Annotated in this window: 13 protein-coding genes and 1 pseudogene; 4 read left to right on the top strand and 10 right to left on the bottom strand. The window is 48.8% G+C overall.

The features are described from left to right. The 4 genes and pseudogenes from VIM72_RS00815 to VIM72_RS00830 form a co-directional block, all read right to left on the bottom strand. A pseudogene (locus VIM72_RS00815) lies at positions 1-314 on the bottom strand (hypothetical protein); the annotation flags it as partial. Between the two features lie 17 nt (positions 315-331). Beyond that, entirely contained in the window at positions 332-3,763 is a 3,432-nt protein-coding gene (locus VIM72_RS00820) for a TonB-dependent receptor (RefSeq protein WP_332000970.1), read from the bottom strand. A gap of 223 nt (positions 3,764-3,986) precedes the next feature. Continuing rightward, positions 3,987-5,138 (bottom strand): FecR family protein, encoded by a 1,152-nt coding sequence (locus VIM72_RS00825; RefSeq protein ID WP_332000971.1) that lies wholly within the window; start codon positions 5,136-5,138, stop codon positions 3,987-3,989. Between the two features lie 52 nt (positions 5,139-5,190). Then, on the bottom strand, positions 5,191-5,748 hold the full coding sequence (locus tag VIM72_RS00830) for an RNA polymerase sigma-70 factor (RefSeq protein WP_332000972.1): 558 nt from the start codon (positions 5,746-5,748) through the stop codon (positions 5,191-5,193). A gap of 70 nt (positions 5,749-5,818) precedes the next feature. Here VIM72_RS00830 and VIM72_RS00835 point away from each other — a divergent pair, with 70 nt between their 5' ends. Next, positions 5,819-6,421 (top strand): DNA-3-methyladenine glycosylase, encoded by a 603-nt coding sequence (locus tag VIM72_RS00835; RefSeq protein ID WP_332000973.1) that lies wholly within the window; start codon positions 5,819-5,821, stop codon positions 6,419-6,421. Between the two features lie 2 nt (positions 6,422-6,423). Here VIM72_RS00835 and VIM72_RS00840 read toward each other — a convergent pair whose 3' ends face one another. Then, positions 6,424-7,017, bottom strand: coding sequence for a hypothetical protein (locus VIM72_RS00840; protein ID WP_332000974.1), 594 nt, complete (start codon positions 7,015-7,017; stop codon positions 6,424-6,426). A 172-nt stretch (positions 7,018-7,189) separates the two neighbouring features. Here VIM72_RS00840 and VIM72_RS00845 point away from each other — a divergent pair, with 172 nt between their 5' ends. From VIM72_RS00845 to VIM72_RS00855, 3 genes are all read left to right on the top strand, one after another. Beyond that, positions 7,190-8,494, top strand: a complete 1,305-nt coding sequence (locus tag VIM72_RS00845; RefSeq protein WP_332000975.1) for a glycoside hydrolase family 2 TIM barrel-domain containing protein — start codon at positions 7,190-7,192, stop codon at positions 8,492-8,494. Then, complete coding sequence (locus tag VIM72_RS00850) at positions 8,491-12,267, top strand: glycosyltransferase family 2 protein (protein ID WP_332000976.1); 3,777 nt, start codon at positions 8,491-8,493, stop codon at positions 12,265-12,267. The genes VIM72_RS00845 and VIM72_RS00850 overlap by 4 nt, the downstream gene beginning before the upstream one ends. A 185-nt stretch (positions 12,268-12,452) precedes the next feature. Continuing rightward, positions 12,453-13,253: a nuclear transport factor 2 family protein gene (locus VIM72_RS00855; RefSeq protein WP_332000977.1), complete on the top strand. Its 801-nt coding sequence runs from the start codon at positions 12,453-12,455 to the stop codon at positions 13,251-13,253. 42 nt (positions 13,254-13,295) lie between these two features. Here VIM72_RS00855 and VIM72_RS00860 read toward each other — a convergent pair whose 3' ends face one another. The 5 genes from VIM72_RS00860 to VIM72_RS00880 form a co-directional block, all read right to left on the bottom strand. Beyond that, positions 13,296-16,094: an insulinase family protein gene (locus tag VIM72_RS00860; protein WP_332000978.1), complete on the bottom strand. Its 2,799-nt coding sequence runs from the start codon at positions 16,092-16,094 to the stop codon at positions 13,296-13,298. Positions 16,095-16,211: 117 nt separating this feature from the next. Next, a complete protein-coding gene (locus VIM72_RS00865; RefSeq protein ID WP_332000979.1) occupies positions 16,212-16,346 on the bottom strand; it encodes a hypothetical protein in 135 nt (44 codons plus the stop codon). Positions 16,347-16,481: 135 nt separating this feature from the next. Further along, on the bottom strand, positions 16,482-17,567 hold the full coding sequence (locus tag VIM72_RS00870) for an NADH:flavin oxidoreductase (protein ID WP_332000980.1): 1,086 nt from the start codon (positions 17,565-17,567) through the stop codon (positions 16,482-16,484). 106 nt (positions 17,568-17,673) lie between these two features. Continuing rightward, positions 17,674-18,381, bottom strand: coding sequence for an isocitrate lyase/phosphoenolpyruvate mutase family protein (locus VIM72_RS00875; RefSeq protein WP_332000982.1), 708 nt, complete (start codon positions 18,379-18,381; stop codon positions 17,674-17,676). A 4-nt stretch (positions 18,382-18,385) separates the two neighbouring features. Further along, positions 18,386-20,564 (bottom strand): TonB-dependent siderophore receptor (locus VIM72_RS00880; protein ID WP_332000981.1); only part of this gene is annotated, 2,179 nt, incomplete at its 5' end.

Consider the following 20,564-nt stretch of genomic DNA (forward strand, 5'->3'; position numbering starts at 1 on the left):
TTCACTGCCCTGATCCTGTTGTAAGGATCCGTATAATCATTGGAACTGGAAGGGATCACGATCCTTTGCCAGATCCAGTTGGATTCGCCGTTTGGATTAGCGTTCAGGAACAGGTCGGCATCATACTCCTTGTTCACATACTCGGCGGAATACCCCGGGAACACTTCGTAGAACTGCCACGCGTATGCCTTGATGTTATCGTATTTTGTAAAGGTTGTTTTTTCTGTAAGCTGATCCTTTGGCTGCAGGTCCAGTTTGCTGCTACAGCCCTGGGCCAGCAATGCCGCTATGAGGATATATATAATACGTTTCATCATCTTTTTTTTTCGGGTTAGAAGTTTACGTTAACACCAAAACTGTATTTCTTCATGAACGGATAAATACCGCCATCGCTTACGATATCCGCTTCTGCATCCATACCATCGGGCAGGTGATCGAAGGTGAAAAGATTTTCCCCGGAAACGAATAAGCGGATATTGTTAATGAAGATGCGTTTCAGCCATGCCTTTGGTACGGCATATCCCAGCGTGATGTTTTTCACACGGAGGTAAGCGCCATCCGACATATATTTGGTTTGCACATTCCGGCTGGTACCGGTGCTGCCGGCGGCATCGGGATAGCTTCTCGGGTAAAAGCCATTGGGATTGGAAGGCGTCCAGTAATCGAGGTTGTGCTTATACAAGGTACCAAACTGGTTCAGGTAGGGCCAGTAGAGCTGGTTGCTGATCCACATATCTCTTTTACCTACTCCCTGCAGGAAGAAAGAGAGATCAAAATTTTTATAGGAAGCATTACCAAATATGCCAAACTGGAACCTGCGTCTTGCATTACCGATCACTTTACGGTCGCCCGGATCAGATAAAGTATTATTTCCTGTGAAGATGACATGATCGCCGTTCAGATCTTCATAACGGATATCGCCAGGGTTCTGCTGTACACCTTTAAACCCTGCTATGCCTGGAAGTAAGGTACCCTTTTGCAGGTTGGCATCAAGAGAGCCTTTCTCGAAATCATCTGCCGTAAAATATCCTTTGGTAACATAACCCCATATCTCCCCTATTTCCTGCCCTACATAATAATTGGTCAGCTGCCCGGAACCATTAATGTTAAGCAATCCGGCGGGGTTGTTATAACGGGTGATATAAGCGCGGCTGTCGGACAGGTTGAACCCGATGGAATAGCTCACGTCTTTTATCCTGTCTTTCCACGACATTTCCAGTTCCCATCCTTTCGACTGGAGGTCGGCCACATTCTGCAGCGGCGCCGCGGCCCCGAGAATGGCAGGCAATTCAGCACCGGGAGCCAGCATATTCAGGGTGCTGCGGCGGAACCAGTCGAACGTAGTATTAAGGCGGCCTCTCAGCAAACTGATGTCCGTACCGAAATTGAGAGTACGTACTGTTTCCCAGGTAAAGCTGGCGCTCACCAGTGCGGGCGTGGTAAGGGATACATACCTGATGTTGGTGGCGGGGTCTGTCCAGGCGGCGTTGTACGGCTCCATACCTGGTACATACGGATAATAGTTAGGCACGCTTACATCATCTTTATTTTTCATAAACACTACCTGGTTGCCTATCTCTCCAAAAGATCCCCTGAGTTTAAAAAGAGAAACAGTGTTGGACAATGATTTCATGAAAGATTCTTCACTTACATTCCATCCTGCGGAAACCGAAGGGAAGAAGCCGAAGCGCTGGCCCGGGGCGAAACGGCTGGAGCCGTCAAAGCGGCCGTTCACTTCCAGCATATATTTATTTTTATAGTCGTAGTTGATCCTGCCAAAGTACCCGGAAATGGCGTACTCTCCAAAGCCGTCATCTCCCGCAATAGTACCGGTGCTGGTAGATAACGAAGGTACCTGGGGGCTCAGGATATCGAGGCGGTTAACAGAGAATTTTTCCTGTTTGCTGCTTTCCTGGTTGGTGCCCAGCAGGAAGTTCAGGTGATGGTTATCAAATGCTTTGGTATAGTTGGCATACACGTTCAGCGCCTGGTAGGTAACTTGCTCATTGGCGCGGGTATAGCGGGTATTGTTGTTGAGAAACTGCCGGTCGTAGGTAGCCGCGTTGATGTATTCATTTTTATCCTGGATATCGCGGTCGTCACTGTTGCTTTTATTGAAAGTATATTCGGCAGTTACTTTCAGACCGTTAAGCGGGTTATACTCCAGTTTTCCGAACAGGCGGAGATCATCGCCGGTGGTGGTATTCACCGGTTCCACTTTCACAACATTGTTAGGTGTGTTATAGGGCAATACATCCCCGTTGGGCGCCGTACCATAACCGGTAGGCATATAGGAGCTGTAGGTGATGGCATTATAAAAGAGGCCGCCGAAATTAGCGGGAGTTGTACGCTTACCGTTTTTGTAAAAAATATTTACACTGGCATTAAGATTTTTGGTGAGATCGGAACTAACAAATGTGTTCAGGTTGTAGCGGGTGTATTTATCCTTGTTGGTAACAAGTATCCCATCTTCCCCGGTATACCCGCCGGAAACGCGGTAAGTTGTTTTCTCCGAGCCGCCTCCGAAGGAGAAGTTATGCATCTGTTCAAAACCGCGCGTAAAAAGATCGCCATAGAGATCTGTTTGCGCAAGGGGATATTTCAACCCGTTAACGGTAGCGCTGCCATCAGGATATTTACCGGGGTTCTGCTGGTAATCGTTCAGCAGATCCAGCCAGGTGTTTACATTCTGGCCGGTCCAGTAGGAATTGGTGCCAAAGTCTTTCAGTGCGCTTACCAGTTCCAGCGGCGTTGCTTTTTTAGGTAAGGTGGTAGGCGTATTGGAGGTGAAGTTGGCGGAATAATTGAATTTGATGGGTTGATTCTTTTTCCCTTTTTTAGTGGTGACGAGGATCACGCCAAAAGCGGCCCTGGCCCCGTAAATAGAAGCAGCGGCGGCATCTTTCAGTACGGTTACATTATCGATGTCTTTGGGATTTACATCATCTATATCCATCGGCACATTGTCGACCAGCACCAGCGGCGATCCGCCGTTGATAGAGGTGAACCCGCGGATATTAAGCGCTGTGGAGGCGCCAGGCTGACCGGTGCCAAATGTTACCTGCAAGCCGGGAACGGCGCCCTGCAGCGCCTGTGAGGCGGAGCTTACGGGCCTATCGCCCAGCACTTCATCCATTTTCACCGTGCTTACCGCACCAGTGAGATTGGCTTTCTTCTGTGCGCCATATCCCACCACTACTACTTCACTCATCGCGGAAAGGTCTTCCTTCAATACAATTTTTACCATGCCGGCCGCTTTCACTTCCTGGTGCACATAGCCGATAGACCGGATAATGAGGATGGCGTCATTGCTTTGCACATTCAGGGAAAATTCTCCCTGTTCGTTGGTGATGGTACCGTTGGATGTACCTTTTTCCAGGATGCTGGCGCCGGGAACAGGATGTCCTTTGTCGTCGGTCACCGTTCCTTTAACAGGCACCTTTGCCGATGGCTGCCCACCCGGGACAGGCATTTGTTTATTACCGATCAGGATCTGCCGGTCTTCTATCCTGTATGATAAAGGCTGCCCGTAAAGCGCCGCTGCCAGCACTTCTTCAATGGATGCATCTTTTACATTCATGGTTACCGGCGAAGCTTTTTCCAGCAGCTCGGTACTGAATAACACATGATATCCCGTTTGCCTCCTGATTTCCGAGAACACCGCTTTCAGGGAGCCATGGTCCAGTTTCAGCGACACCTGCTGCGAATAAGCCGTGGCCGACACCTGTAAGGCGGTGATGAATAAAAAGAAAGTCAGCTTCATGACGATCAGTAATTTAGTTAGACGTGGAGTAAAGGGAATACTGCCAGGCACAGGGCAAAACATTCCCTTGTATGAATTTCTGAAATACATACATTTGCTTGATTAGGTGAATGAATAGTTTACTAAATGCTCGTTTGGTAACTGATTTTACCTGATTTACCGCCGGTTATGTTGGACGCATAACCGGTTTTCTTTTTTGGTGGTCCTCCTGATTTTGGCTTTGTTATTTTACTTTGATTGTTCTGTTCACTATTTCAAAATGCCGGTTGCCTGTAAATTCAAGCATCGCCAATACTTCCTGTAAAGTTTTTTGTCGTGGTATGGATCCGCTATAGCGGATCCTGGGAATGGTGGCCTGGTCTACCTGTACATCATACCAGCGCGACAGCTGTAATAATACATCTGTAAGCCAGGTATCATTAAAAATAAAATAGCCGTTTTTCCAGGCAATCACATCTTCCTCGCTCACATTGCTTTTCTGCAACGCGCCTGTCTGGTTATTGAAACGGGCCTGCTCTCCGGGCTTCAGCATTAATTGCGTGCCGGGTGCGGTAACTACTTTTACGCTTCCTTCAAGAAGCGTGGTGCGTACCATCGCATTATCGCTATAGGCATCTACATTAAAATGAGTGCCCAGTACTTCTACTGTCTGGGTAGCGGTAACTACTTTAAAAGCCCTGCCGGCATTCCTGGCGATCTCAAAATAGGCCTCGCCCTGGAGCATTACCCTGCGTTCCCTGGCGGAGAAGTTAACGGGGTAACTGAGGGAGGAAGCGGCATTCAGCCATACTTTGCTGCCATCCGGGAGCACAACGCTGTATTGCCCTCCCCGGGGAGTAGTAATGCGGTTGATACCGGTATCCGATACATTTCCCGTAGCGGTGGCCTCATATACAATTTCACCGGCGGAAGTTTTGTAAATACGGAGGCCCGCCTGTTTTACGATATCGCCGGCGCCTGCATCGCTGAGCATTATTTCTTTGCCATTGGCCAGCGTGAGAACGGCCTTGTTACCACCTGCGGGTATATTTTGTGAAGCAGCGGCAACAACTGCCGGCTGGCTTTTATGGGTGGCCGGGCGGTACAAAAACGCAGTGGCGGCCAATGCTCCCGTAAGCGCTGCTGCAGCTGCATACCGGTATTTTAAGGGGAGCCTCTCCTTTTTCCCTTTGATCCGGCCACGGATCTGCCGGTACATTTCCGCACGGGTATCTTCATCATCAGGAATATTTGCTCCCGATGCCTTTGCCGCCTGCTCAGCGGCCAGGCAATAGCGGTGGTACCATGCAATTTCCTCGTCGGATGCAGTGCCGTCGCTTATTTTCGCTGATAATTGCCGTAGTTTTTCCTGGTCCATACCGGTGCTTATATCCATATGGCACTTCAGTAAAACACATCCCCTATGTGATGGAAAAAAAATTTTCAGGTTACATCAGCAGCGACATACTGCCTAGTCGTACCCGTAGCTTTTTGAGTGCGGTAGTGATCTGGTTTTCTACTGTTTTTTCGGAGATGCCCAGCCGGGAGGCTATCTCACGGTTGGAAAGATGCTCATGCCGGCTCAGGTAAAATACCTCCCTGCACCGGGATGGAAGGGCGTTTGTAAAGCCTGCTATCACGGCTTTCAGCTCTTTGAGCTCCAGCATCCATTCTTCGCTGGCGCCATCTGTTTCAAGAGCGGCGTTTTCTGCAACAAAGGCGGCGCGGACCTTGCTGTTCCTGAGATAGTTGGCCGCTTTGTAACGTACAGCCATTACCAGGTAGCCCCGCAACGTGGTAAGCACCACATGATCGCGGTGCTCCCATAGCCATACAAATACATCCTGCACCACATCCATGCAGGCGGCTTTGTCCTGCAAAAGATACCAGGCCGATTTAAAAAGAATATTCCAATACCGTTGATAGATTTCGTCAAACGCAGCGCCATCGCCTGATTTCATCAAATCAAGCAGTTCATTGTCCGAATATAGGTGGATGGCTGACATAATAAGGCTGATTATAATAATGCAAATAACATAATTTCATTTATCAAAACGGGGGATATTTATTTTCAGCATGGCGAAATTAAAAAAAACATTTTACCAACAGCACGATGTGACTGCTATTGCGAAACAATTACTGGGCAAAATACTGGTAACGGATATTAACGGCGTCCGTACCGCCGGTATGATCGTGGAAACGGAGGCTTATGCAGGTGTTGGCGACAGGGCCTCACATGCCTGGAACAACCGCCGGACCAAACGCACGGAAGTAATGTACCGGTCAGGCGGATTTGCTTATGTATATCTTTGCTATGGCATCCACTATCTCTTTAATGTAGTTACCAATGTGGAAGACACGCCCCATGCCGTTTTGATCAGGGCATTACAGCCGGTAGACGGTATTGATATGATGCAGCGCCGTTATAACAACAAGCCTTCCGCCAAACTTACCGCTGGCCCGGGCAGCCTGTGCAAGGCAATGGGCATTGATGCGGCATTGAACGGGGAAAGTCTTACCGGTAAAAAAGTATGGATTGAAACAGGACAGGATATTACAGATGAAGACATCACCGTATCCACCCGTGTAGGCGTGCAATACGCCGGGGAAGACGCTTATCTCCCGTATCGCTTTAGCATTAAAAATAATGGTTGGGTAAGCAAGGGGAAAGGATTGTGAGGTCATTGCCCCATCTTCCTGTTAATCTTACTTTCCAGCGTTGAAATGATATTTACAGATTCTTCCAGCCGTGTATAAGCTGTACTGCCATCCAGCGCCAGGTCTTTTTTAGTGACCTCCAGGCCGCCGAGGAAGGCTTCCAGGTAAGATAAATATTTTGGCTGATCGCTGTATAAAGCATTGTAAATTTCTTCGTTCAGCTTATCCCCTTCCGCCTGTAATTCAGGGTTCACGAGATCTGTAACCCCGCGCAGCTTTTCCATTACAAAGCTCATTTTTTCTTTCAGCGTTTCCAGGTTGCGCTCATCTTTTTTACCGGGAGCTATGTTGTTGCGGAACAAGCTGTCTGCAAGCGTTTTTCTTGCTTTCTTATAATCATTCAATCCCTGTTTCAGGAATTCCAGCTGCTGGTTCAGTTGTTCCCCTTTCTCTTTTTTAAAGTATTTATCGAGCCCGCCATCCAGGTGTTTCACCCAGGTGAGCAGGTGGAAAGTGATATCTGTTACGCCTGGCTTTTCTGATTGTGCGGATACATTGGCCGAAAAAAACAACATGCTGCAGAGCGCCGCACCGGTGAATACTTTACGCAATATCATCTTTAGTTTCTTTTATTATGGTTTCACGGAAAAAAGTAATTGCTTTTGATTTCTTTTATTTTGGAAGATGATCAACCGGTTATGATACCAGGTGATTAAAATTATAGAAAAAAAAGTAAATGATTTTGTCCTATATTCGGCCAGCTGTTGTGATACATTATATACCTGGTGAATGTTTAAGAAGATCTGTTTTCATGTTGCGCTGTGCACCGTTCTTACCGGTTGCGTATCATCCCCGGCGCCATTGCGTAAGGGTAAAGTGTATATAATCAAAGAAGGGAAGCAATACATGCTTTACCGGGATGGCCAGCCCTTCCTGATAAAAGGAGCTGCCGGCACGGAAAATTTCGCAGCACTGCATGCCGCCGGGGGCAATACCATCCGCACCTGGGATACCCTGCGCCTCGGCCAGCTCCTGGATGATGCCTATGCCAATCATATTGCAGTAATAGCAGGCTTCCCGATGCCGGTAAGCGGTTTTTCAGATTATTATGATGATACGGCCAGAGTAGCGGCGCAATATGACGCCTTCAGGAATGTGGTAAACCGGTATAAATCGCACCCCGCATTGCTGATGTGGTGCCTGGGCAATGAAATCGACTTCCCCTATAAACCGCAGTACAACCGCTTTTACAAAGCCTATAATCATTTGCTGGAAATGATCCACAGGGAAGATCCCGATCATCCGGTGACCACTGCATTGATCAATTTCAACAGGCGCTGTCTTTATAATATCCGGTTTAAGGTAACTGGGCTCGACCTGATTTCGATGAATATCTTTGGAGACCTGCACCATTTGCAGCGCGACCTTGAAAAGTTTTCCTGGTTCTGGGATGGGCCGTTTCTGATCTCCGAATGGGGAATCAACGGTCCCTGGGAATGGGAGTTAACTACATGGGGCGCCCCCGTTGAAAACACCAGCACCCGGAAAGCGCAACGGTACCTTCAGATCTACGAACAGTATATGCCTGTAAAAGATCCGCGGTTCCTCGGCGCCTGCGTTTTTTACTGGGGCAATAAACAGGAAGTAACGCATACCTGGTTCAGTTTGTTTACAAAAGATGGCCAGGCCTCGGAAACGGTAAATGTTATGCAATACCTGTGGACCGGCAAATGGCCCGCCAACAGGGCGCCCGCAGTAAATACCCTGCTACTGAATGGTAAAACAGGCAGCAACAACATCCTGCTGAACCCCAACAGCCTGCAAACTGCCGAGGTAATACTGGCTGATACTTCCGCCGCTTCTCTGCAAATTACATGGGAGTTACTGGCGGAAGACTGGCACACCAAAAACAGGGATGAGCCTAATACGCAAAAACCCGTTGCTTTCAACAACCTGCTGTTAAAAGCAACAGGCAACAAAATTACTTTCCGTTCTCCCGGGAAAGAAGGACCTTACAGGATCTTTGCAACTGTTTCAGATAATAAAGGACATTTCGCCACCGCCAATACACCATTTTACGTAGTCAGTCAATGATAGAGAAACCATCACCCATCCTGCCGCCCTCACGCCGTGAACGCTTCACGCTGCGGCTCATGATCCTGCTGGGAACCTGCGGCATGGCCTATATGCTCTATTGTTTGCTGAACAAGGCGCAGATCGGGTATGCACCATTTTACTGGGTGCTGATGGGCGGCTTTATCTTTAACTGTCTCACCATACTTCACGAATGGTATCATTATTTTTCCATTTCAGTACCGGCTACTCCGCCTAAACAACATCCTTTCACCGTCGATATTCTTACCACCTTCTGCCCCGGCGAGCCCTATGCCATGATCGTGGAAACCTTAACAGCTATACAGGCCATCACCTACCCGCATACTACCTACCTCTGCGATGAAGCAAATGATCCTTACCTCATTGCTGTATGCAAACAACTGGGAGTAAAACATGTAACGCGGACTACAAGGGAAAATGCCAAGGCCGGGAATATCAACAATGCCCTGAAGCAGGCCACCGGTGAGCTTTGCGTGGTGATGGACCCTGACCATGTGCCTTCACCGGATTTTCTTGATCCCATTGTATCTCACTTCAATAATCCTGAAGTAGGTTTTGTACAGATCGTACAGGCATACAGCAACCTGGGCGATAACCTGGTGGCTAAAGGCGCAGCCCAGCAAACCTTCCAGTTCTATGGCCCTATTATGGCTACTATGAATAGCTATGGTACCGTACTGGCCATAGGCGCCAACTGCACCTTCAGGAGAGCTGCGCTGGACAGTATAGGCGGGCATGCCAGTGGTCTTGCGGAAGACATGCACACCGCCATGCAGCTGCACGCCAAAGGCTGGAAATCGGTGTATGTACCCACGGTGCTTACCAGGGGGCTGGTCCCCTCTACCATGTCGGCCTATTATGCGCAACAGCTGAAATGGGCGCGCGGCTGCCTGGAATTACTGGTTACCTCCTACCCTAAACTGTTCTGGTCTTTTACCTGGCGGCAACGGCTGCATTACGGCACTATTCCCCTGCATTATTTATCGGGTATCGTTTTCTTTATCAACTTCCTCATTCCCATTCTATCGCTGATTACAGGCCTGATACCTTTCCGGGTCGACTTCATCAATTTTGCCCTGCTGGGATTACCGGCGGTTACCGCTATTATCCTGATCCGTCATTTTGTACAGCGCTGGGTAATGGAAGAAAAAGAACGAGGGTTTCACGTAGTAGGAGGATTACTGCTGATAGGCACCTGGTGGATTTATATCCTCGGGCTGATTTATACCGTGATCCGGAAAAAAGTACCGTATATCCCTACACCTAAGGATGACAGCGGGCCTGATCCCTGGCAGCTGAATATCCCCAACATTATTGTATTACTGGCATCGCTGGCTGCGATTGTTTATGGATTGTCGTACGACTGGAACCCGTACTCCCTTGTAATGGCCGGGATAGCAGGAGTCAACTGCCTGATCATGACGTTCAATATCATGGTTAGTCTGCGCCTGCGCCGTTTGTCTGAAAAACACCACTGGCTAAAAACAATTCTCGTATACCCGTTACTGTTAAAAGAAAAGCTATGGCTTTTCCGGCATCTTCATTTGTATGCCGCGTTCCGCAAACTGGGGCTGCCTTTGCTACTGGCAGTGGTGCTGTTAACAGGATATATGACCACCAGCAACCATGAGCCGGCGGTGGAAAAACCTGCGCCGGCGCCTCGGCAAAGTACTTTCTATACCGGGATATTCAGCCCGGCTGATGGAAACGGCCTTAGCTCCCTTGCCCCTGTGAAGGATTACCAGCAACATTTCAATGCCTGCTTCAACATCATTTCACTGTATATCCCATGGGGGGATGCGCCGCAATGTAACGTGCCCGATTCACTTGTAGCCGCCATTTATAACAACGGTTCCCTGCCTATGATCACCTGGGAGCCCTGGACCAACCTGTTTGATAACAGCGCCGCTGATAAGGAGCTCAGTAAAGGGCAGAAAGTATTTGCGCATATCAGCGCCGGCTTTTTTGATCCGTACCTGCTCCGGTTTGCAGCCCGGATAAAATCGCTGAACCGACCGGTGTTCATACGTTTTGCGCATGAAGCGGATAACCCCGCCTATCCCTGGTCGCCGGCCGGTAACAATACCCCGGAAGAATTCAAAGCCGCCTGGCAGTATATCTGCCGACTGTTCAGCCGCAAAGGGGTTAATAATGTTGTGTGGGTATGGAACCCCTGGCGCGCAGCCGCGGCGATGGATTACTTTCCCGGCATACCGTATGTCGACTGGATCGGGGTGACAGCTCTGAACTATGGCCCGCAGAACGAAAACGGGCAATCATATACTTTCGGCGAACTGTATGCGCCCTTCCACCGGTTGCCCGTATTCCGTTCCGGCCTGCCTGTAATGGTGGCTGAAATGGGCTCCCTCCGCGGCGCCGGCAACCAGCAGCAATGGATGGAAGATGCCTTTAAATCCATTAATGACCGCTTTAGTGAAATACATGCCTACGTGCTGTTTAACAGCGGGGAGGATAAAAATATCCTTCGCCCTGTTGACGGGAATATGCTCAACTGGCAGTTAGAGGAACCGGCGAAAGTATTTGCAGCCGCCGGACGGTATGCCCGCATCCGTAACAGCAGCAAGGTACCGCCTTTTGGAGCAATCACCCCTGATCCTGTACCCGAAAGGGTTTCCGCCCATATACCATTGCCAGGCAACATCCGGGGAATGAATTACCAGAAAGGTGAAAACTGGTTCAGGAATTTACATGCGCTTACCCGCCGGGAAATTGCAAAAGATTTTGCCGCGATGAAGGCGCTTGGCGTAAATACCATCCGGCGATACGGACCGGGCGTATACGACCGCAACATACTCCGTGTGGCCAGGGAAACGGATATGAAAATCCATTATGGTTTCTGGATCCCTGAAATAACTGATATGCAGGAACAGGCAGACATGCTTTCATCGCTCAGGGCAGGCATCCTGGAACAGGTAAGCGCCCTGAAACAGAACCGGGATATAGTAGCATGGAACATTGGTAACACCGTATGGCAGCAGCTTTCAAAACAATACTACAAGCCGGAGCTGCTTTACCGGCAGCAAAGCTTTGTTACCTGGCTGCATAACCTGACCGCAGCCATTAAAGGCATAGACTCCACAAGACCGCTGACAATAGACGTAGCCCTCAATGGCAATATCAGCGGTACCCTTGCATTGCTGCACCGGCAGCTACCGCAGGCAGATGCCTTTGGCATTGTAATAGGCAGCGATACCACCGGTTTAGCGGAGCTGGCCACTGTGGCCCTTCCCTGTTATATCAGCCAGGCGCCGGTGAATGCCTGCGCCTGGCTGCCCGGCGGCCAATCCGCTTTCATCACCACCTGGCAGGATCTCGAAACACGCGACTTCGTTACATTCGACGGTTTAATTGATCACCAGGGAAGATATAAATCATCTTTCTACCAGCTCGGTCATCTCTGGAACAAAAATTTCAAAACTCCCGATACCGCCCGTATCCATATACTACGACCGGCAAGAACCACTTATCCAGGCAACCAGCTTACCTATCATGCACTTGTTTACAACCACAACGAATGGAAAACCGCAGATAACAACAGCTCCCTGAAGTTTGAATGGTACCTGGTAAAAACAGACCATTACGGCAACAGTATTTTCTTAAAGAAACTGGGCACAGGCGCCTCCGTTACCATCTCCATACCTGAAAACCCGGATCGCTACAGGCTATACCTGGAAGCGGTAAAAGATGATCATGTGGCTACTGTGCAATCAATGCTGAATACCCCTTTGTAAAACAAAAAGGCATAAACGCAATAACTATATAACGGCAAACTGCTTAATACCCCATTGTAAAACAAAAAAGCCCTACTTGTTAAGTTTATTGTAAATAACATAGTACTATGTATTGGATAGTACCATGTAATAATATATCTTTGCTGCAGACAGGCCGTCATTCTAATACATTCAAAATTTATCTCATGAAAAAATACTTTACAAGCAGCATCCTGGTATTTATAAGTATCCTTTCCTTTAGCAACAAATCAGTGGCCCAGGAAAACGACCGGCAGCTGGCAGCAGTGATACTCCATAACGACAGCCTCTTCTGGCAGGCATACAATACATGTGACGTAACCAATATGATGACGTACTTTTCTGACGACATTGAATTTTATCACGACAAAGGCGGCATCACCAATGGCAAACCCGCTTTGGCCCAATCTTTTGAAAAAGGCGTTTGCAATAACAGGGACAGCTTTACATTGAGAAGGGAAGCTATCGACAGCAGCATCAAAGTGTTCCCGCTGAGGAAAAACGGCGTGATATATGGCGCCATCCTTACCGGCTCGCACCTGTTCTATGTACAGGAAAAAGGAAAGAAGGAACGGGCAGACGGCCTTGCAAAATTCACCCATCTCTGGCTGCTGAAAAACGGCAGCTGGAAAATGACCCGGGTACTGAGCTATGATCATGGTCCGGCACCGTATATCAATAAACGGAAAGCACTTACATTACCGGCTGAGGTGCTGCAAACATACACCGGTAAATATAAGGGCACTCAAACCGGAGCCGCTTTCATAAAAGCAGATGCCGGCTCTCTCCTCCTGCAGATAGGCGATAAAAAATTCCCGCTTTATGCAGAGAAAGAAAATCTCTTCTTTTCTAAAGAACGCGACCTCACCTTTGAGTTTGTGAAAGAAGGTAACAAGGTGGTAAAAATGCTGGTGCGCGAACGCGATGAAGTAGTGGAAGAATTACAACGGGAGAGCGATAAACTGTAGCAATGTGCCGCTGACGCAAAAAAACGTCAGCGGCATATCACTTTATTTTGTTTCGGGCATTAATACCAGCCTGATATAGTTATCGTTGCTGATCGTTTTTGCCGCCAGCGCTTTCACACTTTCCACGGTCACTTTATCCATCGCTTTATCAAAATCATATAACTGGTGCAGAGGCTCTTTGTTGGCGTACTGTGCACCAAGATATCCCAGCCAGAACTGGTTGGTTTTTAAAGTGGTTTCCCTGCCTACCCTTGTTTCGGCTTTGAATTTGTCGATGTTCACAGATGCGGGACCTGTAATTTTCAACTGGTTGATCTCATCTACTGCAGAGGCGATGAGGCGTTCCACATTGGCTGGTGCGCAACCGAAAGAAACTGATAAACTGAAACGCTGTTCCGGCAGCTTAGCCACACTTACTTCTGCATTGGGAGTGTAAACGCCGCTTTCTTCTTCTCTCAAACGCTCCAGCAGCCTGATTTCCAGCACCTCTTTCAAAGCCGCCATCTTCAGGGTATTTTCATAATTATATTCAAAAGGTCCTGAAAATACCAGTAATACACTGGCTTTCTGCTCGCTGCCTTTGTAAACGGTCCGGGAAATTTTACCTGCGGGAATATGAATACCAAGATCCTTCGCCTGTTCATGGCTGTTTTTGGATGGCAGGGACGCAATGTATTTTTCGAGCAGTGGTTTTATCTTTTCTTCATCTATATTTCCTACAAAAACAAAAGTAAAACCGGAAGCATCTGCAAATCTTTCCTTATAAATATCAAAGGCCCTGTCCAGGTTGATCTGGTCCAGTTTTTCCATAGTAACAGCGGTGCGGCGGATGTTGTAATTGCTCAGCACTGCATTCACGGTGTCGCCGAATACCTGGTTGGGATCTACGCCTTTATTGGCAAGACTGGCCCTGGCTTTAGCGATCTGCCCTTCAAAGAAAGCGGAATCCTTGCGTGGCTCAGTAAGACAGCCATACAGTAATTCCAGCGCAAGGCCAAGATCCTGCGGAGCAGCGCCACCACTAATACCCTGGCTTCTGTCTGCAATAAAAGGATTCAGGCTCACCTGTTTTCCCGTAAGGAATTTGCCCAGCTGTACAGCGCCATAGTTGCCGATGCCACCGGAAGCAATGAGCCCTGCTGCATTTGCAGCGCTTTGATAATCGGCGTCGCTGTAAAGGGAAGTACCTCCTTCGGAGAAGCCGTTGAACAGGATCTGGTTATCCTGGAAATCGGTTTTCTTCAGCACTACCTTAATACCGTTGCTCAGCGTAAGCGTAGTGATACCCAGCTGCTCATCTTTTTCTTCCTTAATGATCTTTCCGGCTATAGGCGCCTTTTTCAACAGCGGCAGTTTTTCTACATCATCCTTAAACGGGGTGATGGCTTCTTTGTCAACACTGCTCATCCAACCCAGCACGGTAGCCTCGTTTGGCAAACCGGCTTTCTCTTTTTCCGGTGCTGTTAGAAGAATATCGCGGTTGGTATTTTTCAGGTAGATGGATACCTGTTTGTTTACTTCCTGCAAGGAAATACCGCCCAGCAGGCTTTTTACCAGTTCATTTTCTTTCACTATCCCGGGCGCTGCTGTTCCGTTGAGGAAATACTGCAGGTATTCTTTAACGTAGCCGTCTGACTGCACCTTATCTTTTTCTTTAAGTGCAGATTCCATGCTGCGCAGGTAGCTTTTCTTTGCCCGGTCCAGTTCTGTTTGGGTAAAGCCGTATTGCTGCACGCGGCGTACTTCACGATAGGCGGCTTTAAATCCTTTCTCCAGTCCGCCGGCTTTGGTAGTAGCAGTAATGGTAAATGCATCCAGTCCGCCGAGCAGATCGCCGTAACCTGCGCCGCCGCTCAGGAAGGGCGGATCGGCCTGGCGTGATAATTCTGCATAGCGGCCGCCTAACAGCTGGCCAAATAAACCTCTTACCAAAGAGGCACGGTAATCGGCCACCGTTTTTAATTCAGGCGACAGCTGCTTCATGATCACCTGTACAGAGGTGTTGGTAATTTCCTTATCGGTTACCTGCAGGAACTGGTTTTTACCGGTAAGCGGCACATTGTATTTAACACGTGGCTTTTCGGCAGCAGGGTTTTTCAGGTCGGAAAATTTTGACCGGATGGCCTGTTCTATCTGCACAGGATCAATATCCCCCACTACTATCAACGCCTGCAGATCCGGCCGGTACCAGTCTTTATAAAAAGCGCGGATCGTTTCCGGCTTAAAATGAAGCAGCACTTCTTCCGTGCCAATAGGCAGGCGGGAAGCGTAGCGGGAATGGTTTAACAGCACGGGGAGCGTTTGTTGCTGGATACGTTCAGATACGCCTTTGCGTAAGCGTTTTTCTTCGATGATCACACCGCGTTCTTTGTCAATTTCAGCAGGGTCCAGGGTAGCTTCCTGCGCCCAGTCGCGCATGATCTGCAAACCATTCTTCAGCAGTTCCGGGTTATCGCTGGGTAATGGCAACTGGTAAACGGTTTCATCAAAATTCGTATAGGCGTTGATGTCAGCGCCAAAACGTACGCCCGAGCGTTGCAGGTAATCGACCAGTTCATTTTTCGGAAAATGCGTGGTACCATTAAAGCTCATGTGCTCCATGAAATGCGCGAGGCCCTGCTGTTCGTCTGTTTCCAGGATAGAACCTGCCTTGGTGGCCAGGTACATCACCACTCTTTTCTCTGGCTGCGTGTTGCGGCGAATGTAATACGTGAATCCGTTGGAAAGTTTTCCCGTCCGTACCGCAGGATCAAGCGGCAGGGTTTGTGCCTCACTGATCACAGGTACCCCTATGCCCAATGAAAGGACAATCATTAATAATGGCTGGTTTTTAAATAACATGTTGATTTTGTTGTAGCACTAAAGATACTATAGCAGATAATATCTCCACAACCGTTCAACATTTTTTCTTTCAAAAAAGCCCCCGGGGCTGAATAACCCGGGGGCCGGAGCTGTTTCTTAATAATATCCATGCCAGTGATGATGGTGATACGGGCGGTGATAATAGTACCCTGGCCTGTCTCTCACCACCAGGCAACTGCTTAACCCGGAAATGAGCACAATGGCAACAACCAGGTATTTTAAAGTTCTCATGATCGCATAATTTTAATGTTGTGATGAATAGACGGAAGTTTAAGCGACTGCAGGCGGTTTAATCTTCTTGTTTACCCGTATAAATGATAAAACTATGCCAGACCGGTGTGAGAACTGTTATCTATTGTTAACGTCTTACACAAGCTGGTACAATGCTTCCCGGTTAAAGCCCTGCAACTCATCCAGCCTGTTTTCCTTTACTTTCTGTACCCAGTATGGATCGGCTAAAACGGAGCGCCCTACCGCCACCAGGTCAAATTCATTGTTGTCTATCCTCCGCACCAGTTCATCTATAGAAGCGGGCGACGAATTTTCGCCCCTGTGCAATGAGATAATATCTTTATCCAGTCCTACGGAACCCACTGTAATTGTGGCTTTCCCGGTAAGCTTCTTTGCCCATCCTGCAAGGTTTAAATCCGATCCTTCAAACTCCGGCTCCCAGAAACGGCGGGTAGAACAATGAAAAATATCTATTCCTGCATCTGCCAGCGGCGTTAGCCATGCTGCCAGTTCCTCCGGTGTATGGGCAAGCTTGCTGTGCAGGTTTTTGAGATGCCATTGCGATATTCGTATCATCACTGCAAAATCATCTCCCACCTGTTTGCGTATTTCCTTTGTTACCTCTACGGCAAACCGGCAGCGTTCCGCCAGCGTTTTGCCGCCAAAAAAACCGGTCCTGGTATTGGTGTCCTCCCGGAAAAACTGGTCGATAAGGTAACCATGCGCACCCTGTACTTCCACGCTGTTAAACCCCATGCGTTTTGCATGCGCAGCGGCACGTCCAAAGGCAGCAATGGTATCAGCGATATCCGCATCTGTCATAGCCACCCCGTTACCGATGCCGGAAGGCCCTTCAAACGGAGCGGGCGGCAACCACCCGGAAGCATGATTTTCCTGGATGCCACAATGCCATAACTGTGGCGCCATCTGGCCACCGGCGTCCAGCACACCGTTGATCACCTGCTGCCAGCCGGCCAGGGATGCTTCCCCGTAAAACCTGGGAACATTGCCATCATCGGCAGCAGAAGGCCGGTCGATCACCGTGCCCTCTGATATGATCAGGCCTACTTCTGCGGCCGCGCGCCGTTGATAATAGGCGGCCACTTCACTGGTGGGAACGCCGCCGGGAGAACAGGAACGGGTCATGGGCGACATAACAAAACGGTTCCTTGTACGCAATGATTTCAGGGCGAATGGCCTGAATAAACTCGTGGTATTCATACTGCTGTTGTTTATGTCCTGATGACGATTGACATCGCCGGAGGGGGACAAAATATCTTATCTTTTTACAACAGTTATCTATACAATGCTTACTTCTTACCCGCTGTTAATATTTCCCGAAAAGTGTATTCATGTCCCCGTAGGACTTTGCAGTATCTGCAAAAGTGAAAGTACCCTGCCGCAGTATTTCTTCTGCTGCCCGGAATACAGCACCGTATGCGGCCCTCACCAGTGAAGAGCCGAGGCTTACTCTCTTTACGCCGAGGTCTTCCAGTTGCTGCAATGAAAAATGACCACCTGAAAGTCCCATTACCACATTCACCGGGCGGGGCGCCACAGCTTTTACCACCGCTGATATTTCTTCCGGCGTTTTTAACCCCGGGGCAAACAGCACATCGGCGCCGGCATCAGCAAATGCTTCCAGTCGTTTGATAGTATCCTTCAGATCAGGGCGGCCATAAATGAGGTTTTCCGCACGCGCTGTGAGCACAAAAGGACGCGATAAGCTACGGGCTGCAGCCACAGCAGCTTTCACCCGTTCCACCGCCAGTTCAAACGGGTATATCGGGTTGTTGGGGTTACCGGTGGCGTCTTCTATGGAACCTCCCGACAGCCCGGTTGCTGCAGCAAGCAATATGGTTTCGGCGCAGGTAGAAGGGTCGTCACCAAATCCATTTTCCAGGTCGGCCGCCACGGGCAATGTGGTGGCGTTGATGATCTGCCGGACATTCTCTAAGGTTTCCTCCCGGCCCACTGCGGCATGGCCATCGGGTTTGCCCAGTGAAAAAGCAAGCCCCGCGCTGGTGGTAGCCAGTGCTTTAAAACTTAAAGGCGATGCCCAATATCAGGCGCCGCGGCATCTGTGGGTTGCCGCTGGCATCCCAGTAACGCTGATCAGAAAGGTTATCTGCTTTCACAGAAAAACGGTAACGTTTTGTATTGTAAAATACAACGGCATTCAGGATGGTATATCCCGGCACGCGTATGGTATTAAGATCATCCCAGAAAGCGCTGCTGGCATAGTTTCCTCCAAAACCCGCTCCCAACCCGTTTAAGCGGCCTTTCACAAAACTATAGCTCACCCACAGGTTGGCTGCATGCGCCGGTGGTCCGCCAGGTCTTTTTCCTTCAAATCCCTTATCTGTTTTTACAAAATGAATATCATTATAGGCATACCCTGCTACTACGTTTAAGCCGGGTAATACGGTACCGGTTACCTCTGCTTCTACCCCTTCGCTTTTCTGCGTGCCATCCTGGATGCTCAGCGCCGGGTTGCCGGGGTCCTGGCGCACTACATTATCTACCTGTATATTGTAGTAGTTAACCGTGCTGCTAAGCTTTCCGTTCAACAACTCCATTTTCACGCCTCCCTCTGCCTGCCTGGCTGTTTCCGGTTTGAAGCTGATGCCAAAGGCATCCTGTCCGTATACATTGTTAAACCCGCTCTGGTAATTGGCAAACAGCGACACTTTATTTTTTATGATCTCGTAGGTGGCGCCGAACTTGGGCGACAGCGACGTTTGGTCATAGTTGCCCGATATTTCACCGGTTTCAAGTATTTCGGTGCCTTTTTTATTATCAAAATAATCGAGACGTAAACTCAGCATTACATTTAACCGATCGGTGAGGGAGATAACATCCGTTATATAAGCGGCATAATTCACCGGTTTGCTGAGGGTAGTTACTGCTGCAGCTTCTCCGTCTGCCAGTACTTTGGCTGCATTGATGGGCGGCACAAATGATTTTGTATAATCCAGTCCGTCTATCAGCACGGTATTTCCCAGCGGCGAATAACGGGTATCACGGTGCAGGTAGTCCAGGCCAACCAGTAAGCGATTGCGCAGTTTACCGATTTTGAAGTCGCCGGTAAGATTGGGTTGTATTGCCAGCGATTTGGTGGCGTTGGAAAATGCGCCGTAATAACGCCATAAACTGTCTTTCTGAAAACTAAGGAAGATGTTACCGATCTCGTAATTATAATCGGAATAATTTACATTCACATCCAGCTTCCAGGCATCTGAAAACCGGTGGGTAACCCTTGTATAAAAGCTGCGGATATTAAATACGCCATTCAGTTTATTGGAGCCGTATGATTTAAAATAATCCCGTTTCAATTCATCAAAACCGGTAACACCAGGAACTTTGATCCCCCTCACACGTACCGGTGAATTGGCTTTCATGTTAAGGAACTCGGTGCTGAAAAGCACGTCTGTACGATCGTCCAGTTTATAGGAAAACGAAGGCGCAATGGTATACGATTTTTTATAGCCGTAGTCCTGGAAACCATTGTCCCAGCTGCCTGCAGCATTGATACGAAACAGCGCAGTTTTATCATCGTTCAGCGGGGTGTTGGCATCTACTGTTAGCCGGCTGTAACCAAAGCTGCCAAGGTTGGCATCTATTTCCCCGGCTCTTCTGTCGAACGGCTTTTTAGTAACCCGGTTAATCAATCCTCCATAAGATACCCCGTTGGAGCCAAACAGCGTACCGGAAGGGCCTTTGATCACTTCCATTCTTTCTGTGTTCACCGGGTCGGCATTCACGCCCTGGTCTACATACATGCCATCCCGGAAGTTATCGCTGGCAACAAACCCGCGGAGGTATACCCAGCTGTTGTATCCCGGCCTTATCAGCGCACCGCTTACGCCGGGAATTGCTTTCAGTGCAGACACATAATCTACAATGGCCTGCTCCTGCAATAACGCCCTGGAAGCAACAGAATATACCTGTGGATTTTCCAGGTTGCGCAGCTGCATTTTGGATACATATTCGCTTTCCTTGTCGGCTACGCGGTACTGATTTCCCACCACCACTACTTCGCCCAGGGAGGAAGCGGTTTCTTCCAGTTTTATGGCGGGAAGATCTGTAAATGTGGCGGCTGTGATCACCACCGCCTGTTCCAGGCTTTTGGCGCCAATAAAAGATACCGTTAAGGTGTAATTACCAGCGGGCGCTTTTATTTCAAATAGCCCTTTTTCGCTGGTAACGGTGTAATAC

This window comes from Chitinophaga sp. (genome assembly GCF_036569185.1).
In the GTDB taxonomy this organism is placed as follows: Bacteria; Bacteroidota; Bacteroidia; order Chitinophagales; family Chitinophagaceae; genus Chitinophaga.

What these genes read in the sequence shown, in the direction of transcription:
- VIM72_RS00865 (WP_332000979.1), bottom strand. Translation starts at nt 16,346, where the DNA reads ATGAGAACTTTAAAATACCTGGTTGTTGCCATTGTGCTCATTTCCGGG.
- VIM72_RS00845 (WP_332000975.1), top strand. Translation starts at nt 7,190, where the DNA reads ATGTTTAAGAAGATCTGTTTTCATGTTGCGCTGTGCACCGTTCTTACC.
- VIM72_RS00855 (WP_332000977.1), top strand. Translation starts at nt 12,453, where the DNA reads ATGAAAAAATACTTTACAAGCAGCATCCTGGTATTTATAAGTATCCTT.
- VIM72_RS00840 (WP_332000974.1), bottom strand. Translation starts at nt 7,017, where the DNA reads ATGATATTGCGTAAAGTATTCACCGGTGCGGCGCTCTGCAGCATGTTG.
- VIM72_RS00850 (WP_332000976.1), top strand. Translation starts at nt 8,491, where the DNA reads ATGATAGAGAAACCATCACCCATCCTGCCGCCCTCACGCCGTGAACGC.
- VIM72_RS00825 (WP_332000971.1), bottom strand. Translation starts at nt 5,138, where the DNA reads ATGGATATAAGCACCGGTATGGACCAGGAAAAACTACGGCAATTATCA.
- VIM72_RS00835 (WP_332000973.1), top strand. Translation starts at nt 5,819, where the DNA reads ATGGCGAAATTAAAAAAAACATTTTACCAACAGCACGATGTGACTGCT.
- VIM72_RS00820 (WP_332000970.1), bottom strand. Translation starts at nt 3,763, where the DNA reads ATGAAGCTGACTTTCTTTTTATTCATCACCGCCTTACAGGTGTCGGCC.
- VIM72_RS00830 (WP_332000972.1), bottom strand. Translation starts at nt 5,748, where the DNA reads ATGTCAGCCATCCACCTATATTCGGACAATGAACTGCTTGATTTGATG.
- VIM72_RS00870 (WP_332000980.1), bottom strand. Translation starts at nt 17,567, where the DNA reads ATGAATACCACGAGTTTATTCAGGCCATTCGCCCTGAAATCATTGCGT.
- VIM72_RS00860 (WP_332000978.1), bottom strand. Translation starts at nt 16,094, where the DNA reads ATGTTATTTAAAAACCAGCCATTATTAATGATTGTCCTTTCATTGGGC.